17 protein-coding genes and 1 tRNA gene are annotated in these 22,861 nt (G+C 61.4%); all 18 read left to right on the top strand.

Annotated elements, in window-relative coordinates; translation table 11 throughout:
- The first annotated feature begins 21 nt into the window (after positions 1 to 21).
- Positions 22 to 98: transfer RNA gene (locus PQQ95_RS11520), tRNA-Pro, on the top strand.
- A gap of 637 nt (positions 99 to 735) precedes the next feature.
- Positions 736 to 1,803 (top strand): type VI secretion system protein TssA, encoded by a 1,068-nt coding sequence (gene tssA, locus PQQ95_RS11515; RefSeq protein ID WP_408437521.1) that lies wholly within the window; start codon positions 736 to 738, stop codon positions 1,801 to 1,803.
- 50 nt (positions 1,804 to 1,853) lie between these two features.
- Complete coding sequence (gene tssB, locus PQQ95_RS11510) at positions 1,854 to 2,417, top strand: type VI secretion system contractile sheath small subunit (protein WP_408437520.1); 564 nt, start codon at positions 1,854 to 1,856, stop codon at positions 2,415 to 2,417.
- Positions 2,418 to 2,465: 48 nt separating this feature from the next.
- Positions 2,466 to 3,980, top strand: coding sequence for a type VI secretion system contractile sheath large subunit (gene tssC, locus PQQ95_RS11505; RefSeq protein ID WP_408437519.1), 1,515 nt, complete (start codon positions 2,466 to 2,468; stop codon positions 3,978 to 3,980).
- 35 nt (positions 3,981 to 4,015) lie between these two features.
- Complete coding sequence (locus tag PQQ95_RS11500; RefSeq protein WP_408437518.1) at positions 4,016 to 4,498, top strand: Hcp family type VI secretion system effector; 483 nt, start codon at positions 4,016 to 4,018, stop codon at positions 4,496 to 4,498.
- A gap of 77 nt (positions 4,499 to 4,575) precedes the next feature.
- A complete protein-coding gene (gene tssE / locus PQQ95_RS11495) occupies positions 4,576 to 5,133 on the top strand; it encodes a type VI secretion system baseplate subunit TssE (protein WP_408437517.1) in 558 nt (185 codons plus the stop codon).
- Positions 5,133 to 7,004: a type VI secretion system baseplate subunit TssF gene (tssF, locus tag PQQ95_RS11490; protein ID WP_408437516.1), complete on the top strand. Its 1,872-nt coding sequence runs from the start codon at positions 5,133 to 5,135 to the stop codon at positions 7,002 to 7,004. Before tssE ends, tssF begins: the two co-directional genes overlap by 1 nt.
- Positions 7,001 to 8,044, top strand: coding sequence for a type VI secretion system baseplate subunit TssG (tssG, locus tag PQQ95_RS11485; RefSeq protein ID WP_408437515.1), 1,044 nt, complete (start codon positions 7,001 to 7,003; stop codon positions 8,042 to 8,044). The genes tssF and tssG overlap by 4 nt, the downstream gene beginning before the upstream one ends.
- 52 nt (positions 8,045 to 8,096) lie before the next feature.
- Positions 8,097 to 9,989 (top strand): type VI secretion system Vgr family protein, encoded by a 1,893-nt coding sequence (locus PQQ95_RS11480; RefSeq protein WP_408437514.1) that lies wholly within the window; start codon positions 8,097 to 8,099, stop codon positions 9,987 to 9,989.
- Positions 9,990 to 10,013: 24 nt separating this feature from the next.
- Positions 10,014 to 12,563 (top strand): DUF2169 family type VI secretion system accessory protein, encoded by a 2,550-nt coding sequence (locus tag PQQ95_RS11475; protein WP_408437513.1) that lies wholly within the window; start codon positions 10,014 to 10,016, stop codon positions 12,561 to 12,563.
- Complete coding sequence (locus PQQ95_RS11470; RefSeq protein WP_408437512.1) at positions 12,560 to 13,651, top strand: pentapeptide repeat-containing protein; 1,092 nt, start codon at positions 12,560 to 12,562, stop codon at positions 13,649 to 13,651. The genes PQQ95_RS11475 and PQQ95_RS11470 overlap by 4 nt, the downstream gene beginning before the upstream one ends.
- Before the next feature lie 13 nt (positions 13,652 to 13,664).
- On the top strand, positions 13,665 to 14,324 hold the full coding sequence (locus tag PQQ95_RS11465; protein WP_408437511.1) for a DUF3540 domain-containing protein: 660 nt from the start codon (positions 13,665 to 13,667) through the stop codon (positions 14,322 to 14,324).
- Between the two features lie 9 nt (positions 14,325 to 14,333).
- The gene (locus PQQ95_RS11460; RefSeq protein ID WP_408437510.1) at positions 14,334 to 14,723 is read left to right on the top strand and encodes a DUF4150 domain-containing protein; all 390 of its coding nucleotides are present in this window, start codon (positions 14,334 to 14,336) and stop codon (positions 14,721 to 14,723) included.
- Between the two features lie 18 nt (positions 14,724 to 14,741).
- Positions 14,742 to 15,287 carry a type VI secretion system lipoprotein TssJ gene (gene tssJ / locus PQQ95_RS11455; RefSeq protein ID WP_408437509.1) on the top strand — a complete coding sequence of 182 codons (546 nt, stop codon included), beginning with the start codon at positions 14,742 to 14,744 and terminating at the stop codon, positions 15,285 to 15,287.
- Complete coding sequence (gene tssK, locus PQQ95_RS11450) at positions 15,287 to 16,654, top strand: type VI secretion system baseplate subunit TssK (protein WP_408437508.1); 1,368 nt, start codon at positions 15,287 to 15,289, stop codon at positions 16,652 to 16,654. The genes tssJ and tssK overlap by 1 nt, the downstream gene beginning before the upstream one ends.
- Before the next feature lie 163 nt (positions 16,655 to 16,817).
- Positions 16,818 to 18,002 carry a type VI secretion system protein TssL, long form gene (tssL, locus tag PQQ95_RS11445; RefSeq protein ID WP_408437507.1) on the top strand — a complete coding sequence of 395 codons (1,185 nt, stop codon included), beginning with the start codon at positions 16,818 to 16,820 and terminating at the stop codon, positions 18,000 to 18,002.
- The gene (gene tssM, locus PQQ95_RS11440) at positions 17,999 to 21,592 is read left to right on the top strand and encodes a type VI secretion system membrane subunit TssM (protein WP_408437506.1); all 3,594 of its coding nucleotides are present in this window, start codon (positions 17,999 to 18,001) and stop codon (positions 21,590 to 21,592) included. The genes tssL and tssM overlap by 4 nt, the downstream gene beginning before the upstream one ends.
- A gap of 29 nt (positions 21,593 to 21,621) precedes the next feature.
- Positions 21,622 to 22,845 (top strand): FHA domain-containing protein, encoded by a 1,224-nt coding sequence (locus tag PQQ95_RS11435; protein ID WP_408437505.1) that lies wholly within the window; start codon positions 21,622 to 21,624, stop codon positions 22,843 to 22,845.
- The last annotated feature ends 16 nt before the right edge of the window (positions 22,846 to 22,861 follow it).

Below are 22,861 nucleotides of genomic sequence, written 5' to 3'. Positions count from 1 at the left end.
TAGGAGTCCAGCAGTACGAATCGGGGTGTAGCTTAGCCTGGTAGAGCGCTACGTTCGGGACGTAGAGGCCGGAGGTTCGAATCCTCTCACCCCGACCAGATTTGCCTTGTTCGCTCAAGGCCTGAAAAACCGCCCAGCAAGCTGGGCGGTTTTTTGTTTTGGGTCGCGATTTTCGAGTTCATTCCACTTTGGTCCGCAGGTCCTCCAACAACTGGAGCCGCCCTCTCTTCGCACGGGTCAGCACTGGCTCGATACAGCGCAAAGAATTCGTTGGCGCACGACATCCTCCTCCCAAAAATCTTCAGCCGAAAGCCGCATTTCGTCCAATTTAATCCAGAGACGTTTAAACCTTACCAAGCTATCTTTTATCCATCTTAATAAAGTTACAAAAATCGTCTTATCAAATAATTAGAATCCGCTTGCCATATTAGCGAACCCGAAATAACATCTTCCTGACGGTAATCAATCGAACGATAAATTTCGGCATCCTGATGAACATGCAACTTCCCGTTGCGATCTACATGTTGCACGTACAGCGCAACGCCACGTTGCTGGCCGTATTCAGGGCTGCCAGCCAGACTTTGAGAATTCCTCCTTCTTCTTAAGATGAATCTGTTTAACTAAGAAAGATTAAGAATCTCGCTGAGTACACGACTATCAAATTAAGAATTCAGGTTGAATTTCAATATAAAAATCGAATCCTGATTAATCATGATTCGGATTCGAGACGACACTATGAATATAGTACTGACCGATCAAATCTGGCCTATTAGTCCTGAACAGCCATGTGGCGCCGACCTGGAATATGACACCGCGTTTACCGCGCTTCAGCAGGCTGCAACCGGCCGCCGCGAACAGCAATTTGGCGACAACCTGATTCCCGCAGTTGCGCCGGACTGGCAGCACGTCGAAGCATTGGCCGTCGAATTGCTCAACCGCACCGTTGATTTACGTGTCATCGCACTACTGACACTTGCCTGGACGGAAATGAGCGGTCTCGCCGGATATGCAAAAGGCCTCTCGCTGGTTGCCTGCGTCCTTGACCAATACTGGGAGCACGTCCACCCGCAGCTCGAGTCGGGGGGCGAGTTTGATCCTTTGCCGCGGCTCAATGCGATTGCTGCGCTGACTGACCAGCAGGCTCTCGGACGCAATGCCCGCAGCGCTACGCTGCTGCACTGGCGGTTCGGCCCACTCTCCCTGCGCGACGCCGCCGCAATTCTCGACCGAAAGCAGTCGGCGATCGTGAACGGATTTCCCGCCGGCGGCGCCAGCCTGCACGCGGAGTTGCAGACTACGCTCAAAAGCGCGCACGAGGCGTGTACGGTGGTTCAACAACTGCTCGACGCGATCGATCGCATTCACCAGCGAATCGCGGTCAACCTCAGTTCTTCATGGGTACCCGACCCAATCGCAGTGGAAGGTCCGCTGCGCGTGGTCTATCAGGAGATCCGCGAACACCCGCTCATCACGCCGTCCGCTTGCGGAGGTGAATCGCCGCCGCCGGCGTCAGCGATCGCCACGTCAACAGCGCCCGAACATATTGCCGGCGCTCACGAAGCATCTGCAGGAACGATGTCGATACGAACGCGTAATGACGTCCTGCTTGCGCTGGAAAACGCATGCGTGTATCTGGAGCGCGCGGAACCCGGCCATCCTGCACCGCTTCTGCTGCGCCGGGCTCAACGCTTGATGCATATGAACTTCTACGAAATCGTACGCGACATGGCGCCGGCCGCGTTGTCACAACTTGATGTTCTGGCAGGTCAGCCGGAACAACCATCCGCTATTGCGACCCATTGAGCCGCGCCCGTGCGGCGTACAACAGCCAGTGAAAACCGTGGAGCTTCAGAATGGCCAACTCGAACGGATCGAAAGCAACCGTAACAAACGCAACGGGGCAGAAGTTCATTGCCCGCAACCGCGCGCCCCGCGTGCAGATCGAGTACGACGTCGAAATCTATGGCAGCGAGCGCAAAGTCGAAATCCCGTTTGTGATGGGTGTCGTCGCCGATCTCGCCGGTCAATCCAGCAGGCTTTTACCGGACCTGGAAGCGCGCAAATTCATGGAGATCGATATCGATAACTTCGATGACCGGCTGAAGTCGATCCAGCCACGCGTGGCGCTTCGCGTGGCGAACGACATCTCTGGAGAAGGCATGCTAGCCGTCGACCTCACCTTCCAGAGCATGGATGACTTCTCCCCTGCCAGCATTGCAAAGCAGGTTCCGGCACTCGATCAACTGCTGCAAGCGCGGTCGCAATTGTCGAACCTGCTTTCTTATATGGATGGTAAGAGCGGCGCAGAAGAGCTGATCACCCAGGCGCTTAAGAATCCGACGCTGCTCAAAGCGCTCGCGGGTCCGTCCGAGCCCGTCGGGCCGAAAGCCATCGATAAAACGGCTGACACGCAGTAGTCCGGCTGGTGCGAACGCCATTCATCCATGAATGTTCCGAGGATCCCCATGAACTACGCAGAGTCCATCGAGCACCCATCACCCGTTACGGCTTCGTCGGCTGACGCTTTTTCAGTATTACTGATGAAGCAATTCAACCCACGCACCGAGCAAACTCAGGAAGCCATCGACGGTGCAGTCAGAACGCTCGCGCTGCAGGCACTGGAAAGCGCAGTAGTCATCTCGAACGACGCCTACCAGACTATTCAGACCATCATTGCCGAGATCGACCGCAAGCTGTCTGATCAGATCAACACCATCATTCACAACGAGGATTTCCAGCAACTCGAATCGTCGTGGCGCGGGCTCCACTATCTGGTGAACAACACCGAGACGGATGAACTGCTGAAGATTCGCTTCATGCCGGTCACGAAGACGGAACTGAGCCGCGTGCTCAAGCGCTATAAAGGCGTCGCGTGGGATCAAAGTCCGATCTTCAAGAAAGTATATGAGGAAGAATACGGCCAGTTCGGCGGTGAGCCACTCGGTTGTCTGGTCGGTGACTACTATTTCGACCATAGTCCACCCGACGTCGAAACGCTCGGCGAAATAGCAAAGATCGCCGCCGCCGCGCACTGCCCGTTTATCACCGGTGCGTCGCCAGCGGTCATGCAAATGGAATCGTGGCAGGAACTGTCGAACCCGCGCGATCTCACCAGGATCTTTCAGAACAGCGAGTATGCCGCGTGGCGCCATCTTCGCGAGTCAGACGATTCCCGCTACCTCGGCCTCACCATGCCGCGCTTTCTTGCGCGTCTGCCCTACAGCGCACGCGCCAATCCGGTGGATGCATTCAATTTTGAGGAAGACACGGATGGCGCCAACCACCGGCGTTACGCATGGATCAACTCGGCGTACGCAATGGCCACCAACATCAATCGTTCGTTCAGGCACTACGGCTGGTGTACCTCGATTCGCGGCGTCGAATCCGGCGGCGCCGTGCAGGATTTGCCTACCCATGCTTTTCCGACCGATGACGGCGGCGTCGACATGAAGTGCCCGACCGAAATCGCCATCAGCGACCGGCGCGAAGCCGAGCTGGCAAAAAATGGCTTCATGCCGTTCGTGCATCGAAAAAACTCGGACTTCGCTGCCTTCATCGGCGCGCAATCGCTGCAAAAACCCGCTGAATACCACGACTCAACGGCTACCGACAACGCAAAACTCGCCGCCCGTCTACCGTATCTGTTTGCATGCTGCCGCTTCGCGCATTACCTCAAGTGCATCGTGCGTGACAAAGTCGGTTCGTTCAAGGAGCGCGGCGACATGGAAGCGTGGCTGAACAACTGGATCATGACTTACGTCGACGGCGATCCGGTCAACTCCTCGCAAGATACCAAGGCGAGGAAACCGCTGGCGGCCGCTCACGTTGTCGTGGAAGACATTGAAGACAATCCCGGGTATTACAGCGCGAAATTCTTTTTGCGCCCACATTATCAATTAGAAGGGCTAACCGTATCGCTGAGGCTGGTTTCAAGACTGCCTGCGCTGAAAGACGGTGACGTCCCTGCACACCAGTCTTAACCATCGTGTTCAATTCATCAATAGGAGGCCGGAAAATGTCAGTTGATATGTATATGCGAGTAGACGGTGTGACGGGCGAATCCAAAGATGCCAATCACAAAGGCTGGACCGACATTCAATCCTACGCGTGGGGCGCGGCGCAGCCTGGCAGTATGGCCACGGGCAGTGGCGGCGGCATCGGCAAAGTCAGTTTCAACGATCTGCTGGTCGAAACCTACATCGATAAGGCAGCGCCCGCAGTCCTCAAATTTTGCGCCAATGGCAAGCACTTGCCGAAGGTGGAAATTTCCGTTTGCAAGGCAGGCGGCTCGCAAATCGAGTATCTGCGCATCACGCTGTCCGAGGTCCTTGTTACCTCGGTCCAGCAGGGCGCCGCGAAAGGTTCGGAGGCGGTCAAGGTGACCTACGCGTTCCAGGCTGCCAAGGTGAGAAAACAATACTGGGAGCAGACCGACCAGGGTACCCGCGGAGGCGAAAGCGTACTCGCCTGGGACATCAAGGAAAACCGCGAAGTTTAAGCGCTGTTTCAGCCCGGCGTGAGCTGCGCGGGCACGCAGCCGGCATCGTCCGCATTGCCTGAAGCCAAAGGAATACTGTGACCAAGCTCCCTTCCCTGCGCCCGCAACGAACTCATGCGCCGCTGCGGCGCGACGCCCGTCCGGACGTCCAGCCGTTCTTGCTTGACCGCCTGACCCACGAACGTCCGCAAGCAGAGGCCGGAGCCGGGGCCGACGGCATGTTCGCGCCGTCGCGAGTACTGTGGCGCGAATCGCTGTTGCGGGATCTGAACTGGCTCCTGAACAGTACCAACCTGGAAGCTACCGAAGACCTTGCCGCCTATCCGCACGTGCGGCGCTCGGTCGTCAATTTCGGCGTGGGCGCGTTGGCGGGTGCGCGAGCGTCGGCGCTGGACTGGATCAGCATCGAAGATACGATTCGCGAGGCGATTGTCCAGTTCGAGCCGCGCATTCTCGCGGAAAGTGTCGAAGTGCGCTGCATTGCCAATTCTTCTGCGCAGGGCCAACGCAGCATGCTGTCGCTCGAGATCCGCGGGCAACTATGCGCGAATCAGGCGCAGCAGGTTTTCCTGCTCCATGCCGAGATCGACCTCGAAACCGGCCATATCGCGCTGCGCTCGCACGGGAAAGCGTGATGGATCCGCGCCTGCTCGACTACTACAACCGTGAACTCGCCTATCTGCGTGAGCTTGGCGCCGAGTTTGCCGCGGCTTTTCCGAAGACAGCCGGTCACCTTGGCATGCACGGCACGGAGGTGAAGGACCCCTATGTGGAGCGGCTCCTCGAGGGCTTCAGCTTTCTGACCGCTCGCATCCAGCTAAAGATGGACGCCGAGTTTCCACGCTTCGCACAGCGGTTGCTAGATGTCGTCTACCCGAATTATCTGGCTCCGCTGCCGTCCATGACGATCGCAGCCGTGCAGCCGAATCTGCGCGAGGGAAGCTTGCACGAGGGCTACACGCTGGCAGCCGGCACACCATTGCGCGCCCATCTTGCGCCCGGCGAACAGACAGCGTGCGAATTCCGCACTGCACATGCCGTGACGCTTTGGCCGCTGCGGCTCGCTGACGTAAAGATGAGCGGAGAGCCCGGCGATCTGCCGCTGTCACGGCTGAGACCTGGTATGACGGTACGCGGCGCATTGCGCTTGCAACTGGAAGTCTGCGGCGCCGCGAGCTTGAAGAATCTGCCGCTCGACGCGCTGACGTTTTTCCTGAGCGGCCCTGAAAGCCAGGCGCTGCAACTACTGGAACTGGTGCTGGCACATAGCATCGGCGTGGTATGCCACTCCGTGTCGAATCCCGAGCGCGACTGCTTTTTCCTCGACGCCAAGGCAATCCGCCACGAAGGATTCGATGCGGCACAAGCCCTGTTGCCGCACAGCATGCGCTCATTCCATGGCCACCGGCTGCTGCACGAGTATTTCGCCTTCCCGGCGCGCTTTCTGTTTTTCAGTATCGGCCATTTGCAACAGGCCCTGCGCACGATGGAGGGTCATGCCTTCTCACTAACCATCCTGCTCGACCAGACGGTGCCCGACCTCGAACGTTCGGTCGACGCCCGCAGCCTCGCACTCTTCTGCACGCCGGCTATCAATCTGTTTCCGAAACATACGGACCGCGTCGCGGTGTCCACGCGACACTATGAGCATCACGTCGTAGTGGACCGCACGCGGCCGCGCGACTACGAGATCCATAGCATTGAAAAGGTCACCGGTCATTTGCAAGCCGACGGCAGGTCTTGCGAGTTTCAACCGTTCTACGGCATGACCGCCGATGACCCCGATCGCTACGGCCGCTACTTCTCACTCCGTCGGGAACCGCGCCTCGTCAGCACCGCGCGCGAGCGCAAAGATCTGCCGAAGGGCTATAGCGGGGGCGAAGTGTTCCTGTCGCTGGTCGACCAGCACGAAGCCCCGTTTTCCGACGACCTACGCCATCTCTCGGTCGAGGCGCTCTGCACCAACCGCGATCTCGCGCCGCTGATGCCGCTCGACGGCAGCAGCGATTTCAGCTTGCGCATTTCAGCGCCGGTTACGGCCATCAAGGTGCTGCGCGGACCGACGGCGCCGCGGCCGGCGCTGGCCGATAGCGAACTGACCTGGCGGCTGATCAGCCACCTGAATTTCAACTATCTGACGCTCACCGATCTGGATGGCGGCCAGGGTGCGCAAGCGCTGCGTGAGCTGCTCGAACTGTACGCCGGCGCGGCACAGGCCGATGTGCAGCCACAGATCCAGGGCATTCGCAGCGTGCAGATCGAAGCCGTTTACAACCCGTTGCCACAGCCAGGGCCGCTCATGTTCAGCCGCGGTGTTTGCGTTTCACTGCTGCTGGACGAACTGGCGTTTGCGGGTTCCAGCACCTATTTGCTCGGCGCGGTGCTGGAGCAGTTCTTTGCCCGCCACGTGTCGTTGAACAGCTTCAGCGAACTCGCCGTGGCTACGCTGCAGCGCGGACCCATCAAACGATGGGAGCCGCGGATCGGATGCCGCCCGACAGCATGAACACCCTCACCATCCCACCACTGCAACATTTCTGGCAGCAGGTCGCCGATGCACCGCACGCCTACGACCTTTATACGCTCCTGCGTTGGCTCGACGCCCGCGCCGGCATGCCGGTGCGCATGGGCCGCGCTACTCATCCGGGCGACGAACCGCTGCGGATTGGCCAACAACCGTCACTGGCCTTCGCGCCTGCCACCCTGGCCACGGCCAGCGTGGCACATGAAGGCGCTCCGCCGCGCGTGACCATTTTCAGCTTCGGACTGTTCGGCCCAAACGGCCCGTTGCCGTTGCATCTGACCGACTATGCCCGCGACCGCGCACGCAATCATGACGACCCCGCGTTGACCGCGTTCGCCGATCTATTCCATCACCGGCTGATTCTGTTGTTCTACCGCGCATGGGCCGACGCGCAGCCTACCGTCAGCCTCGACCGCGGGCACGAGGCGCGCTTCGACGCTTATGTCGCAAGCCTGATTCATTGCGGCCTGCCGTCGCAGCTTCGGCGCGACGAGGTTCCCGCGCATGCCCGCTATTTCATGGCCGGTCATCTGGTCCGGCAAACGCGCAATCCGGAAGGTCTGCAGCAGATTCTGCGCATGCATCTCGGCGTACCGGTCGAAATCGTCGAACTGGTTCCGCACTGGATGCCGATTGGGCCCGAGCAACGGACAAGACTGCGCGCAAGGCATGCCACACGGTTGCTCGGCGCCGGCGCGACGCTCGGCATAGCCGTGCGCGGTGCACAGTCGAAGTTCCAGTTGAGACTGGGACCGCTATCGCGCGAACAGTACCTGGGTCTGCTGCCGGGCACCCGTCGCTCGCGGCAGGTGATGCAATGGGTCCGCCACTACGTCGGCTTCGAATGGGCGTGGGACTTGCGGCTAGTGATGGCCGCCGATCACGTCACCGGCAATACGCTGGGCCGTGACCAGCAACTGGGCTGGGGCAGTTGGCTCGGCATGCGCGCGAGTGCACACGACGCTGACGAGTTCGTCTATCCCCCCGAAGCGTACCCGCCACGGCAAGCCGTCTCCCGCTAACCGTCCCCGTTCCGATCCTTCACAGCGCGCCGTCATCGCAATCAAACCCGCCATGAACCACATCATTACCGCTCACACGCCGCTCGATCCTGAGACACTCAGGTTTCGCTCGCTAGACGGCCAGGAAATGCTGTCGTCGCTGTACGAATTCAACGTGGAGCTGGTCAGCCAGTCGGCTTCGCTCGACATGAACAGCCTGCTCGGCAAACCGCTTACGCTGGAAATCGCCACGCTTGACGGCGGCGTGCGCTATCTCGGCGGACATATCGCACGGTGCGCATTCCGCGGCCGGGAAACGGACACGCCGCGCACTTATGTCTACACGGTGAAAGTGCGCCCGTGGCTCTGGTACCTGACAAGAACGACCGACTGCCGCATCTTCCAGAACCTGTCGGTCGTGGAGATTATCCGGCAAGTGCTAGCCCGATACGGTTTCCCGGTCGACGAGCGTTTGCTGGCAAGCTACCGCAGCTGGGACTACTGCGTGCAATACCAGGAGAGTGACTTCGCGTTCGTCAGCAGGCTGATGGAGCTGGAAGGCATCTACTACTATTTTCGCCACGAATCGGACCAGCAAGTGCTGGTGCTCGCCGACGACATGAGCGCCCACGATCCGCTGTCCGGTTACGCGACGCTGCCCTATCTGCCGCCTGACCGGCTGGCATTGCCGGCAGAAGAAGGTGTCGACCAATGGCATCCGGAAACGGAACTCAGCTCAGGCGCCTATACAGTCGACGATTACGACTTCAGGAAGCCGCAAGCCGATCTGTCTCAGGTCCGCGTCAATCCCCTGAGCGCGGAGCATGGCGGCTATGGCCAATACCAATGGCAAGGCCGCTACATCGAAGCCGATCAGGGCGAGCACTATGCCCGAGTGCGACTGGAAGAAGAGCAGGCCTCGCACGCGCGATCGCGTGCACACACCCGTCTGCGCGCCATGGCGCCAGGCTATCTGTTCACGTTGAAAAACTGCCCGCGAGAGTTGGAAAACCGTGCTTACCTGGTAGTCGGCGTCGACTATCGTTTGCAGGAAGGCGGCTATGTCACCGGCAGCAGTGAAGCTCGTTACGACTTCGACTTCATCGCGCAACCCACGACACTGCCTTACCGTGCACCAAGTGTTACGCCCGTGCCGAAAGCAACCGGCCCACAAACCGCCGTCGTAGTGGGACCACCTGGCCAGGAGATCTGGACCGACCGGTACGGTCGGGTGAAACTGCAGTTCCGTTGGGACCGCTACGGAAAACGCGACGAAAACAGTTCCTGCTGGGTGCGCGTATCCGAGGCATGGGCCGGCACTCAGTTCGGCAGCATTCACGTTCCGCGGATCGGCCAGGAAGTGGTGGTCGACTTCCTGAACGGCGAACTCGATCGCCCGCTTGTTACGGGACGCATCTACAACGCCGATCAGATGCCGCCCTTCGGTCTGCCCGAAGCCGCGACCCAAAGCGGCCTGGTGACGCGCACGCCGGGCGGCACCCGCGCCAACGCGAACATGCTGCGCTTCGAGGACAAGCAGGGCGCCGAGCAAGTGAGCCTGCATGCGGAGCGCGATTACGCCGTATCGGTTGAAAACGACGCAACCCATGAAGTCGGACGCAATGAAACGGTCGCGATCGCCAACGACACGACAACCACGGTCGGCGGCAGTTCGGTAACCGTGGTCAACGGGAACGCCACCGCCGTTGTACTGGGAACCAACGAGACATTTACCTTGAACCGCGTCAGCGTCCTTGGCACCGGGTTTGGCGTCACCGGCTCGACGATGGACGCATTCGGATCCGTGGTGATTGCCGTCGGTTCGAATATCGGTGCGACGGGCTCGGACGTCAGCACCAAGGGCAGCACCGTGAGCACGACCGGTTCCTCCGTCACACGCACGGGCTCGAGCGTCACGTCGACTGGCGTGTCGTTCACCACCACCGGCCTGTCGGTCACGTTCTAACGCCGCCAGCACACACAAGCCACCATGAAAATCATCAAGCCCACGCAACTTGGCATCTTGACGCGCGCTTACCGGTCGGGCGGCCGCGAACACCTCGGTGTCGCCATTCCGATGATGGCGACACTCGGCGACACAGTGCAACTGGTGGGCGAAACCGAACTCTGGAACACGGTGGGTGAGGAGCTGTCCGGCTACGCGCTCGACGCAGCCCTGCCGAAAGTACACGCGGAGTTTCTTGTTTCCGCACACGCGTACGGCAAATACTGTGGACGCACTCACGCGTGCGACGTCGGCATCCGTTTCGCGGGTGCGGACAAGCAATTGCGGGTGTCGGGCAACCGCTATTGGTGTGATGCGAGTGGCCGCGATAGCGATGAGGCAACGCCCGCCAAGCCATTCGACTCTCTGCCGATCGACTGGCCGCTCGCCTACGGTGGTCCAGGTTACGCCGACAATCCACGCGGACGAGGATTCACCGGTGTCTCCAGCGACAGCGAAACACCACTGCCACTTCCTAACATCGAGTACGCGGCAGGCCCGCTCACCCGGCGCGGGCAGCACGCGGAGCCGGCCAGCTTCACACCGATCGCGCCTGGCTGGCCGCAACGCAGCGCGCTTTACGGCGAACTCGACCCGCCATGGCGCGAAGCGGATTGCCCCGGCTTTCCCCGCACCATGGACCACCGGTATTTCAACGTTGCGCCGCTGGATCAACAGTTTTCGGCGCATACAGCCCTACCCGATGGCGCCGCGTATGAAATCACGCACATGCATCCCCGGCATGCGGTGATGACCGGTACGTTGCCGGCGCTGCGCGCCCGCTGTTTCGTGAAACGTCAACGGGAAGACATGCTCGCCGAGGTCCCGATGCGTCTGACGACGGCGTGGTTTATCCCACATCGCGAGCGGGTCGTGATGATTTTCCATGGCGCAACCGAGGTTGAGGAATTCGACACGCAAGATATCGCCTGTTTGATGATCGGTGCGGAACTGAGCGCCGAGTCGCGACCCGCGGTGCATTACCGACGCGTCTTCGATCTGCGCATGGATAGCCAATACGGCGCGCTGCATGCGTTGCGTGATCGGGACCTCGTGCCTGCGTCGGTGCTGCTCCGGGCTGACGGGCAAGACGAGGCCGCTGTGGCCTCGTCGCAGGGCGCACTGCACCGTAATCTTCTACGGCGCGCGCATCTGCATGCCGAACAGGTCGCGGCGTCCGCACAAGGCGCCGCCGCAAGACTCGCAATCGACTCGTTTGCAACAGCGTCCGCTCCGAAGCCGCCCAGGCTCGACGAACTGGCTGAGTTCGTACGGCACCACGAAACGCTAGCCGAAGAACAACGCGCCGCACTCGAAAAAATGCGCCGGCGCATCGAGTCGGAACATGCGGCACGAATCTCGCAAACTTCAGCGAGACGCGGACCGCCAGCGTCCTCGCTCGCCAGTGCATCCCTCGCACGTATCGAGCGGCCCGAGCTTCGCGAGTTGGCGTGCGCCGCCGACCAGAAGCTGCGCGAAGCGTACCTGCACGCCGTTCAGTATCAGGATGCCGCGCCGCGACTCGATCCGGCCGCAGTGGTCGCGACACGCCGACGCATCGCGGCGATGTACGCAAATGGTGAATCGCTGGCGGGCCTTGATCTGACCGGCGCGGATCTGAGCGAAATGACGCTGCGCGGCGCGCAGCTGTCCGGTGCGCTGATGGAAAGCGCTGATCTGACCGGCACCGACTTCAGCAACGCCACGCTGACAGGTGCGGTGCTGGCGCGCGCGACGCTGGTGCGTACCCGCTTCACGGGCGCGCAGATGACGACGGCGAATCTGTCGCTTGCGCATTGCGATGACGCCGATTTCAGCGGCGCCATACTCGACGGCAGTCTGTTCGAGCACACGCAATTTCTGCGCTGCCGGTTGCCGCGTTCGTCGATACAACGTGCCCAGTTCAGGCATTGCCGTTTCGACACGGTTGATTTCAGCGAAGCCACGCTGAGCGACCTGGTCTTCATCGAGCAGGATTTTCACGATGTCAGCTTCAACAAGGCGGCCATCCGCAAGCTGGCTTTCATACAGTGCGGCCTCGAACGTGTCAGCTTTTCGGAGGCCGATATCGACGGTTTCGGATTTGTCGAAACCACCGCGAACGGCATCTCTTTCGATCACGCGACGTTGCGTAAAGCCTGCTTCGTGAAAGGCAGCGTGCTGGCAAATGCGGACCTGACACAAGCGCGGCTCAACGAAGTCAATCTGCGCGAAGTGAACGCGCACGGCGCCAATTTCAGCGGCGCCCAGATCGATCACTGCGATTTTTCCGATGCATGCTTGCAAGACGCCAATCTGCAGGGTGTCAAGCTCGACAACGGCTACATGGTGCGTACCGATTTGAGTGGCGCCAATCTGGCACGCGCCGACCTGATCGGAGCCTATCTGAGGCGCGCCAATCTTCGAGGCGCACGTTTCATTGAAGCGAATCTGTTCCGCGCCACTCTCGCCGAAACGTCGACGGATCGCGCCACGCAATTCGACGGCGCGTATCTGGAACAAGCGGTCCTTTATCCGTTGGCGGGGTCGACATGAGTCTACAGCGTGAACAGCTTTACCAGATGATCCGCAACGGCGAAGTTATCGAAAAGCAATCATTCGGGCCGCTCTCGCTGGAGCAATGTGACCTGTCCGGCGGCATCTTTGCCAAGGTCACCTTCACCGGCACACGACTCGCGCAGGCACAGCTCAGCGAATGTGTGTTCAACGAGTGTGTGTTCGATAACGTCGATCTCGCGGGTGCCGATCTGTCGCAAAGCACCTTTCTGAAAAGTGAACTGCTTCACACAAGCTTGCTCGACAGCACACTCGACGATTGCCGGTTGAATGAAACGCGCACCCATGGCAGTTGCTTTTCAGGCATACGCGCCCACCGGCTGGCGTTTCTGAAATGCGATCTGAGCGAATGCCGGTTCAATGCCGCGCATCTCGAACTCAGTGTCTTCGACGAAACCTGCATGTCAGGCGCCGATTTCTCGATGGCCGTCATCCGCAAAAGCCTGTTCTATCGACTGGATTTGCGCGACGTGCGCTTCGTGCAAACGCAATTCGACAGCACCGTTTTCACCGAATCCAACCTGGCTGAACAAACGTTTCGCGGACAGGCCCTGAACCGGTGCCAATTCATCGATACCGATTTACGCCACGTCGATTTCACGTCGGCGAGCCTGTCGCATAGCAACTTCCAGGGCGCCACGCTCGAAGCTGTCGTGCTGAATGATGTCGACGCGCCGTTCGCCAATTTTTTCGGCGCGAACGTCAATGGCGCGCAGTGCCGTGGCGGCCGTTTGCCCAACAGTGTCTGGGTCGACGCACGAGTCCGGCAGACGGATTTCAAGGGTGCGGATCTATCTGGCGCCGTGTTTCAGCGCGCCGACGCGCGGCAGTCCCGTTTTATTCAGGCGCGCCTCGATGGGGCTGATTTCTCGTATGCCGAGCTAAGCGACGCGGACTTCCGCGAGGCGAGGTTCGAGCGAACCCGCATCTGCAACGTCACAACCAACGCCAGCGTCGCCAGTGAGCCGCCCTGGCAAAAGCACACCGGCGTGATCGGCAACGACGCGGCACTGGACGCAGCACAAGCCTGGTCCGCGCAGCGAGATACCCACCGACTGCACACATGACCCACGGAGCCCCATGAAATCGACTGTCGCCGAATTGAGAATGCCCATGCCCACCGTCGCCGGCGAAACGCTCGGCAGCGTGCTTGCGATCCTGCCCGAAGACCGGTTGCTGGTGGCGTGCGACGGCGCCCGGTTGTCATGCCAGCGCGCCTTTAGCTGCCTGATCGCGCCAGAGCCGGGCGATCGCGTGCTGGTGAGCCACGCCGATCCGGAGCGCGCCTACGTGCTGGCGATCCTTGAGCGGTCTGCCACAGGCAGCGCACGCATCCGCATCGACGGCGATTTGCTGCTTGAATCGACCCGCTGCGTCAAGATTCGCGCCGCGCAGCATATTCATCTGCACGGTGATAACGAGCTGCTATTACACAGCGGACGGCTCGAAGTATCAGTCGACGAAGCCGAACTCGCGGCCGAAAAATCATCATTTCAGTGTGGCGAACTGCAAGGACGAGTCAGCGCATTGCGGCTGATCGGCAAGACGGTGGAGAGCGTGTTCGAGCGCGTGGTGCAGATCAGCAAAGCGAGCTTTCGCACGATCGAAGCCATCGACCATCTGCGTGCGGCACATATCGACTACGCCGCCGAAGAGAGCGTTCGGCTGCATGGCAAGCATGCGCTGCTGACCGCAGAACGGCTGTCGAAGATCGACGCCCAGCAAATTCATTTCGGCTAGGAGAACCCCATGGTCATGGTCAATTCGAGCGCCGCGGGCGCCAACGACGCCATCAGCGTCAACAAGACGCCGCCGCTCGGCGTGCCGGTCGCTTACGACAACAACGCGCAACGTCCGCAAGCCATTCCGAACGTCAGCAACATCCTGATCGCGGCCGCTCCCGCCCACAATCTGGCGACCATCATCCCTATCACCCATGGCGACGCACCCGGCTCGATGGGCGGCGTCCTGTCAGGCACTGTGTGCTCGACCTCGCGCAACATCAATGGCGCCAATACCGTGCTGCTGCATGGCATGCCGACCACTCGCATGACGGATCCAACCCAACAGAACGCGACGAACGCGCTGGGCACGGGCACTTCGCCGAGCCAGACGCATATTCTGAATCTGGCCGGTTGAAACACACGCGAGCCATACATGATCCACCGATGCGCCACACCGGCGCCACGCACGATCCGCACACGATGGCGCGCGTTGCTTGCGTTGATGCCGACAATCGTGCTGGCCAGTTGTGCGTCGACGCAAAAAACAGCGGACCTGTCCTGCGATATTTATCTCTACGTCAGTTCGAGCGTCAATCCGGACAGCCGCGGACAGCCTTCGCCGATTCTCGTCGGTGTCTACGCCCTGAAGTCGACGGGCGGCTTCGAGGCGAGCGGCTTCACCGCTTTGCAGGATCACGCCAGAACCACGCTGGGCGACGACCTCGTCTCAGTCGAGCAGATGATCCTGCTGCCTGGCGAACGCAAGCTCGTCCAGAAACCCTGCGACCCGGCAGTCAGGCAGTTTGGTGTGGTTGCGGGCTATCGCGAGTTGGACACATCCGTCTGGAAAACCACCTTCGCGCCACCAGCCGCCGAAGGCTTCTTTTCGTTCTGGCCGTTCGCGCCGGAGCGGACCGCCATACGAGTGGAACTGGGCGAAGCCGGCCTGGTTATCAGAACCATGAATCGGACCCATTGATGAAGCATTCACATTTGCCGCTGAAAGATTCGGGCGCGTCCCGCAGCAAAGTGGTCTGGTCGGAAGGGATGTACTTGCGACCCCAGCATTTCCAGCAGTTCGAGCGTTATATCGAAGACTACGTCCAGCAGCGCAGTCTCGGATTGCAGGGGGCGTTCTGGGGCTTTCTGAGCCTCGAGGTCGATCCCGGCGCGCTCGCTTTGGGCAAGGTGGCGTTGTCGATGGCGCAAGGTGTGTTCCCCGACGGCACGCCCTTCCTGGTGACGGATCCCGACGAACTGCCAGCGCCACTCGACATCCCCGCTCACGCGAAAAACGAACTCGTCGTGCTTGCGCTGCCCATCCGCCGCGTGGGCGGCGAAGACACGATTTTCGAGGAGCAGGTCGAATCGCTTGCCCGGTACAGGGTATGCACACGCGAAATTGCCGACAGCAATGCCGTCGCGCTGGGACCCGCCCCCGTGCAGATTGCCCGCGCTCGAATGAAGCTGGCACTCGCGTCCGAGATCGGCAGCGAATGGCAGGCGCTCGGCCTGCTGCGCGTAATCGAGCGGCGCAGCGATAACCCTCTGGTGCTCGACAGGCACTACATCCCGCCAACGTTGATAGCCGGACAGCAACCGGTGCTCCGCAATTACATCAGCGAACTCCATGGCTTGCTCGAGCAGCGTGGCGATGCGCTGGCGCAGCGTATGTCGCGCCCGGGACGCGGCGGCGTCGCCGAGGTTGGGGACTTTCTGCTGCTTGCGCTGATCAACCGTGCGCAGGCCGATACGTCCCATGCGCAGGCGTTCAGCCATGTGCATCCCGAGCATTTCTTCCGTCAGTGGCTACGGCTCGCCTTCGATCTATGCACTTATACGAGCAGCGAGCGCCGTCCAGCAATCCGCCCCAGTTACCGGCACGACGATTTGCAAGGCAGCTTCTCACCGCTGATGGACGAGCTGCGGCGAGCGTTGTCGACGGTGCTCGAACAGAACGCCGTCGCGATCGAGTTGGAAGAGCGCGCGCATCGCGTGTGGGTCGCGCGGATTCCGAGTCCGGAACTGATTCGCAGCGCCGGCTTCGTGCTGGCGGTGCATGCCGATCTTCCCGCCGAAACGATGCGCACGCGTTATCCCGCGCAGGTCAAGATCGGACCTGCCGAGCAGTTGGCCGATCTGGTGAACCTGCATCTTCCCGGCATTGCGTTGCGCATGCTGCCGGTCGCGCCAAGACAGATTCCGTATCACGCCGGTAGCCACTACTTCGAACTGGATACGGGCGGCGACCTCTGGAAACAACTGGAAAAGTCGAGCGGCCTCGCCCTGCATGTCGCGGGCGATCTGCCGGGCCTGACGATGGAGTTCTGGGCGATTCGCGGCTAACGCTATGTGGACAAAACAACAATCTGTGGGCAGGTCGCCGGGCGATGCGGACGATGCGACCGTTGCGGCAGACAACAGGCAGCCGGCTGAATCGTGGCGAATCGGCGCGACGCAGCCGGGGCAACCGGGGCAACCGGGGCAACCGGGGCAACCAACATTGTCGATGCATTCGAGCGCCCACAATGCGCTCCTTACCGCCGCGAACCCACTACTCGACACGCTCTCAGCAATTCGCACCAGCACGACCTTGACGCCAGAGCGGCTGCGCGAATATCTCGTCGATGAAATCAGGCGGTTTCAGGCGCGGGCGCAGCAGGCGGCCATCGCCGTCGAAACCATCGTCGGCGCGCGCTATTGCCTGTGCACGGCCCTCGACGAAGCCGCCGCGCTGGCGCCGTGGGGCGGCAGCGCGTGGTCGACGCACAGCCTGCTGGTCGCCTTCCATAACGAAACCTGGGGTGGTGAAAAGTTCTTCCAGTTGTTGGCGCGCCTGTCGGGCAATCCTCGCGAACATCGCGACATCATCGAGCTCCAGTACTTCTGCCTCATGCTGGGATTCCAGGGACGCTATCGCGTCGCTCAGAATGGCCCCGCGCAACTTGAAACGCTCACGCGCAGGCTGCACAAGCTGCTCCATGAAACGGGCGGTGGCTATGCACAATCGCTCTCGCCCGATTGGCGCGCGGCTGACCGCACACAGGCCGTCCGCGCACGCCGCTGGTTGCCGCCATGGGCGTGGTTGCTGTTCGCAAGCCTGATCGGCTGCGCGAGCTTCATTGGCTTTCTGCTCGCGTCAAGCGCACAAGCTGATCGAACCTATGAGGCAATCAACGCGATTCATCTTCCGGAAATCGAGTTTCGCGCGCCCGCCGTATCGCCGCTCGATCTCGCCGCGCTGCTCGAAACAGACGTGCGTCGCGGCACGCTGATCGTGCGCGACGAAGCGGATCGCAGCGTGATCGCGATCCGCGGCGACGGCCTGTTCGACTCCGGCTCGGCCGCCGCCAATAACACCTATTTGCCGGTGCTCGCTCGGGTCGCCGGCGTTCTGAACCGGTTTCGGGCAGACGTGGTGATCACCGGCTATACGGATAACCAGCCGATCCGCGACCGGCGGTTCGCATCGAACCTCGCGCTCTCGCAGGCGCGCGCCGCCGCGGTCAGGCAATGGCTGCTCGCAGCCGGCTTCGACAGAACCCGCACGCTCAACGTGGCGGGGCGCGGCGACGAACAACCGGTCGACACCAACGAGACAGCCGAAGGCCGCGCCCACAATCGGCGAGTGGAAATCGTGCTGTTTCCAGTCTCAGCAAACCGACAGAACATTTCGCAAGCGGCCAACCGATGAATCTCATAAAGCGTTTGTCTGGATGGTTATGGTCCTGGGCGTTATTGCAACTTGTCGGCATGATCGTCATCGGCGCGCTGATCTGGACAATCGGGCCGCTGCTGTCGATCGGCGAAGCGCGCCCGCTGGAAAGCGAAACATCACGATACGTACTGATCGCATTCGTGTTGCTCGTCTGGTGTGTACGGCTTGTCTGGCGTGCGCGAAAGCACCCGGACAACGCGAGCATGCCGATGTTTTTTCGCCGACGCCAGGCAAGCCAACGCGACAACGCAGGCTCTGAAGACGGCAGCGAGCCCGTTGCCGAACTGCGCGCCCGCTTTCGCGATGCGCTGCATCTGTTGCGTCACGAGGACAGGCGCACGGGCAGGCTTGCGGCGTGGCTGGACAGACTTAGCGCCCAGCACGTGTACCGGTTGCCGTGGTATCTCGTCGTTGGCAGCGCCGGTTCCGGCAAGACCACGGCACTTGCCAACAGCGGACTCGAACTGTCGATAGCGGAGCAAGCCGCGCGCGCCGCCAGTGGCCGCATCGATCCTACGCAACACTGCGACTGGTGGTTCAGCAACCACGCCGTGCTCGTCGATACACCCGGCCACTATCTGGAAGCCGCCGACGCCGACACGCGGCGCGGCGCGGAATGGGGCGAACTGCTCGCGTTATTGCGTAAATACCGGCCGCGTCAGCCCATCAACGGCGCGTTGTTGATGGTCGGCATCGACGAACTGCTCGCCATGAGCGAGTCCGATCGCGCGGCCTACGCCACACGGTTGCGCAAGCCGTTGCAACTGATGCAGGCCAAGTTCGACGTTCGTGTCCCGGTCTATCTTTGCTTCACCAGGATGGATCGCATCACGGGCTTCCGCGAATACTTTTCCGGCCTGAACCGGGATGAGCGCGCGCAGGTGTGGGGCACGACCTTCACTGCCGGTGACGCGTCACGGGGCGATGCCGCCGGCTTTGCGTCCGGCGGCGCATTCGACCGGTTGGTGCAGCGGCTGAACGAAGGCTTGTGCGACGTCCTCATCGCCGAACCCGATGTCGACACCCGCGCGCTCGCCTATCTATTTCCTCAGCAGTTCGCCAGCCTCAAGGAGATCCTCGACGACTTTCTCGTGGCGCTTTTTCGCACGTCGCGCCTGGAAACCAACCTGGTGGCGCGCGGCGTCTACCTCAGCAGCGCGCTGCAGGACGGCCCGGAAGTCGACCGTATATTGACGCCGATCCGACAGCGGCTGCACATCGAGACTGCGCCACCGCCACGCATCGCGCCGGCACACAGTCAGGGCTACTTTCTCAAACACCTTTTGCAGGACGCCGTGTTCGCCGACGCCGGATTTGCCGGCGTGAGCCGCACCTTGCAACGACGCAGCCTGATTGCACACGCCTCAATAGCGGCATTGACCAGCGGCGTTCTCCTGGCGCTGCTCGCTGGCTGGACGACCAGCTATTTGAACAACAGCGCCTATCTCAACGAAGTGAACGCGCATGTGGCCGCCTTCAACCAGCAGGCCAACCGGCCCATCGTCTCGAACCTGGACACCGTCGCGTCGCTTTCGCCGATGCTCGATGCACTGCAACGCCTGCCGCGCAGCGAGCGCTTCGATGTGGACGCGCCGCCGACGTGGCGCTACGGCATGGGTTTGTATCAAGGCAAGCGAATCAACGACGCGGGCGACGCGGTTTATCGCCGCGCGCTCGACGAAAAATTGCTGCCGCAAGCGTCCACCCGCATCGAATCGATACTCGCCAATTCACCGGCGAACGACCTCGAGTATTCGTACGATGCGCTGAAAGCCTATCTGATGCTCCACGATACAACGCATTACGATGCCGGCTTCCTCGCAGCATGGCTGACCCTCGATACCGACAACGCGCTGCCGTCGAACACGCAGCAGCATGACCGCGCAAGACTCGAAGCGCACATCGCCAATCTGTTCGAGTCGCACAAGGTCACTTCGCCATTTGCGCTCAATGTGCCGCTTGTGAACAGCGTGCGCGAACGGCTTGAACGCGATTCGCCGGCGCTGCGCGCCTATCACCTGTTGCGCCGCGAACTATTGCGTACGATGCAAGGCGCGCCGGTCACCGCGGCGAGCGCCGGCGGCCCCCAGGCCGCACTCGTTTTCAGGCGGAGAAGCGGTCTGCCGCTGACCGACGGCATCAGTACCCTCTACACCTATCGCGGCTACTGGGACACCTTTGACAAACGCGTGGACGGCGCCGCAGCAAGACTGATCGACGAAGATCCGTGGGTGCTCGGCATCCGCCCGGCCAGCACGACCGACCGCGCGCGCCTCGCGCTGGAAATCAGACGCGCGTATTTCAATGACTATATCGACGTGTGGGACAGGTATCTTGGCGATCTAACGCTGATGGACAGCAGATCGATTACGCAGAGCACGCAGATCGCGCGCACGTTATCGGCATCGGATTCACCGCTCAGGCAGCTTCTGCTGGCCGCCGCGAACGAGACCAATCTGCTGCGCACGCGGACGGCCGAGCAGCCCGCGGAAGGCAAGTTTCAAAAGCGCATCGGCGAGGCGAGGCAATCGCTTGCTGCATTGTTCAGCAACGTTGCGCCGGACGCGCCGGTGTCGGCGGCCGACAGCAAGCCCGAAACCATGGTCGACGATCATTTCGAACCGCTGCGGCGCCTGGTGGCCACCCCAGCGGGCGCAGCAGGCTCGCCGCTCGACAGCAACCTGCGTGTCGTCGACGCGTTGTACAGCTACCTGACCTCCGCGAGCGCTGCGTTGAACAGTGGCAATGCGCCGCCGCAAACAGATGTCTTCAACGCACTGCAAGCGGATGCTGGCCGCCTGCCCATGCCGTTGCGCAACATGTTCAGCGATCTGTCGCAGGCCGGCTCAGGGCAGATCAGCGGCGCCGCGCGGGCCAACATCGCGCAGGACGCACAAGGTGGCATCGGCCGCGTGTGCCGGCACATGATCGCCGGGCGCTACCCGTTCGAGCGCAGCGCGCCCCGGGACGTCGCGCTCGACGATTTTTCGAAGCTATTCGCCTCAGGCGGTTTGATGGACAGCTTCTTTCAGAAGAACCTCGCCTCGCAGATCGATGTCAGCCATAGCCGCTGGACCTTCAGGGGCGATGCGGCAAACGGCGCACCGGTCGACGCACGCCTCGCGGGCTCGTTTCAAAACGCCGATACGATCCGCACGGTGTTCTTCCCTGGCAACGCGACGGCGCCGTCGCTGCAAATCGAGTTGACACCGCTCGAGCTCGACCCCGGCATCACGCAATACGTGCTGGATATCGACGGCCAGACGATCCGCTATGCACACGGCCCGCAGATCCCGGCAACGGTGAAATGGCCCAACCCGGGCGGCGCCAATCTGGTCAGCTTGCAGGTCAATACGCCGAACGGCAGCGACAGCTTGCAAACCCACGGGCCATGGGCGTTGCACCGTCTGCTCGACAAGGCGCGCATCACGCCGGGCGCTGCGCCCGAGAGCTTTGTCGCGACCTTCGACGTCAATGGACACAAGCTGGCGCTGCGCGTCACCGCCAGCAGCAGCTATAACCCGTTCCAGCTGACGCAAATGAACGCATTTTCATGTCCATCATGACCGTCACTTGCCAACAGGAGCCTCTCTTCGTGCCCTCCTCGAGCCTCAGATTGACCATCATCGCCTGTCACGGCAAAACATTTGCACGTGGCGCGAGCGCCGTATTTGACGCGGCCGGCGGGACGGTCGGCCGCGATGCCGGCAACACATTAGTCCTGCCCGACGACGACGGCACGGTCGCGCGACACCACGCGGCCATACGCGCGCTTACAGACGGCTGGCTGCTGCTGAACACCAGCGAACACGCAGCGATTGCTCTCAACGGCAAGATCCTGGCGCCAGGTGCACAGGCCAGCCTGGATACAGGCGATATCGTCAATATAGGCGCTTACGTCTTGCAGACCACGGCTAGTGCTTCAGCGCCATCGTGGAACTCGCTGCTGAATGACGGGCACGCCGGAGAGGCGGGTACTTTTGTGCCATCACTGGCTGCCGCGAGTTCCGATCCGCTGCAAATGATGGCAGGGCCTGCCAGCCATCCGGCTAGTCCGCTGAACGGCACAGGTCCATCCCTCGGCTTGCACGGCCTTCTCGATACGCCGCTCGATCCGCTTGCACTGTTCGACGCGCCAGATCGAACCGGGTTCGGTTCGATCTGGAATGACCCGGGCTGGAATGAATCGGCCGCGACGGATTTATTCGCCGATCTGGCGGCTGCGCCTGCTCACGGTGATTTCAAGGCGTCGCACCGGGATACGTTGCCCGGCAATGCAATCCGTGACGACATGCCGGAATTGAACGGCCACCTGCGGTTGAAGATCGCATTGCCGCCAGATAACCGCGGTTCGTTAGAGCCGCCGGCGTCGCGGCGACCTCTGGAACCGCTGGCTCCCGTTGTTCCAGAGCTCGCGGCAATGACGGTGGCCGAGGCTTCGCCTTCAGCCGAATCGCCCTCGTTGCATGGCGCCCCAACGGGGCAAGCTGACTATCGGATTGCCGTTGGCGAAACACACCATGAACTCGCTCGCGTCATGCAGCCGCCCGCACCGGACTACAGCGGAAAACTTCATACGCAGACCGCGCTGGGCAACAAAAGGCCGATCAGGTTACGCGTACCCCTCAGGCCAGTGACCCATCCTGCGCCGCCGGTTGCGCCGGCAGAGGAACCACCGGCGTCGCAGAGCCTCCTCGTCCGGGCCTTTCTCGAAGGCGCCGGCGCATTGCCTGATGCGGACGACAACGCCAGTTTGACGCCGGAAATCATGCACGCGCTCGGCGCGTTGGTCCGCACACTAAAGCGGCAAGTCACGTAGATCGAGGCGGAGTGTG

The organism is Paraburkholderia caffeinilytica (assembly GCF_046030355.1).
GTDB lineage: Bacteria > Pseudomonadota > Gammaproteobacteria > Burkholderiales > Burkholderiaceae > Paraburkholderia > Paraburkholderia caffeinilytica_B.
This window is presented reverse-complemented; position numbering and strand designations above follow the sequence as displayed.

Coding starts and splice junctions, on each gene's coding strand:
- tssA (WP_408437521.1), top strand. CDS start 736: ATGAATATAGTACTGACCGATCAAATCTGGCCTATTAGTCCTGAACAG.
- tssB (WP_408437520.1), top strand. CDS start 1,854: ATGGCCAACTCGAACGGATCGAAAGCAACCGTAACAAACGCAACGGGG.
- tssC (WP_408437519.1), top strand. CDS start 2,466: ATGAACTACGCAGAGTCCATCGAGCACCCATCACCCGTTACGGCTTCG.
- PQQ95_RS11500 (WP_408437518.1), top strand. CDS start 4,016: ATGTCAGTTGATATGTATATGCGAGTAGACGGTGTGACGGGCGAATCC.
- tssF (WP_408437516.1), top strand. CDS start 5,133: ATGGATCCGCGCCTGCTCGACTACTACAACCGTGAACTCGCCTATCTG.
- tssG (WP_408437515.1), top strand. CDS start 7,001: ATGAACACCCTCACCATCCCACCACTGCAACATTTCTGGCAGCAGGTC.
- PQQ95_RS11480 (WP_408437514.1), top strand. CDS start 8,097: ATGAACCACATCATTACCGCTCACACGCCGCTCGATCCTGAGACACTC.
- PQQ95_RS11475 (WP_408437513.1), top strand. CDS start 10,014: ATGAAAATCATCAAGCCCACGCAACTTGGCATCTTGACGCGCGCTTAC.
- PQQ95_RS11470 (WP_408437512.1), top strand. CDS start 12,560: ATGAGTCTACAGCGTGAACAGCTTTACCAGATGATCCGCAACGGCGAA.
- PQQ95_RS11465 (WP_408437511.1), top strand. CDS start 13,665: ATGAAATCGACTGTCGCCGAATTGAGAATGCCCATGCCCACCGTCGCC.
- PQQ95_RS11460 (WP_408437510.1), top strand. CDS start 14,334: ATGGTCATGGTCAATTCGAGCGCCGCGGGCGCCAACGACGCCATCAGC.
- tssJ (WP_408437509.1), top strand. CDS start 14,742: ATGATCCACCGATGCGCCACACCGGCGCCACGCACGATCCGCACACGA.
- tssK (WP_408437508.1), top strand. CDS start 15,287: ATGAAGCATTCACATTTGCCGCTGAAAGATTCGGGCGCGTCCCGCAGC.
- tssL (WP_408437507.1), top strand. CDS start 16,818: ATGCATTCGAGCGCCCACAATGCGCTCCTTACCGCCGCGAACCCACTA.
- tssM (WP_408437506.1), top strand. CDS start 17,999: ATGAATCTCATAAAGCGTTTGTCTGGATGGTTATGGTCCTGGGCGTTA.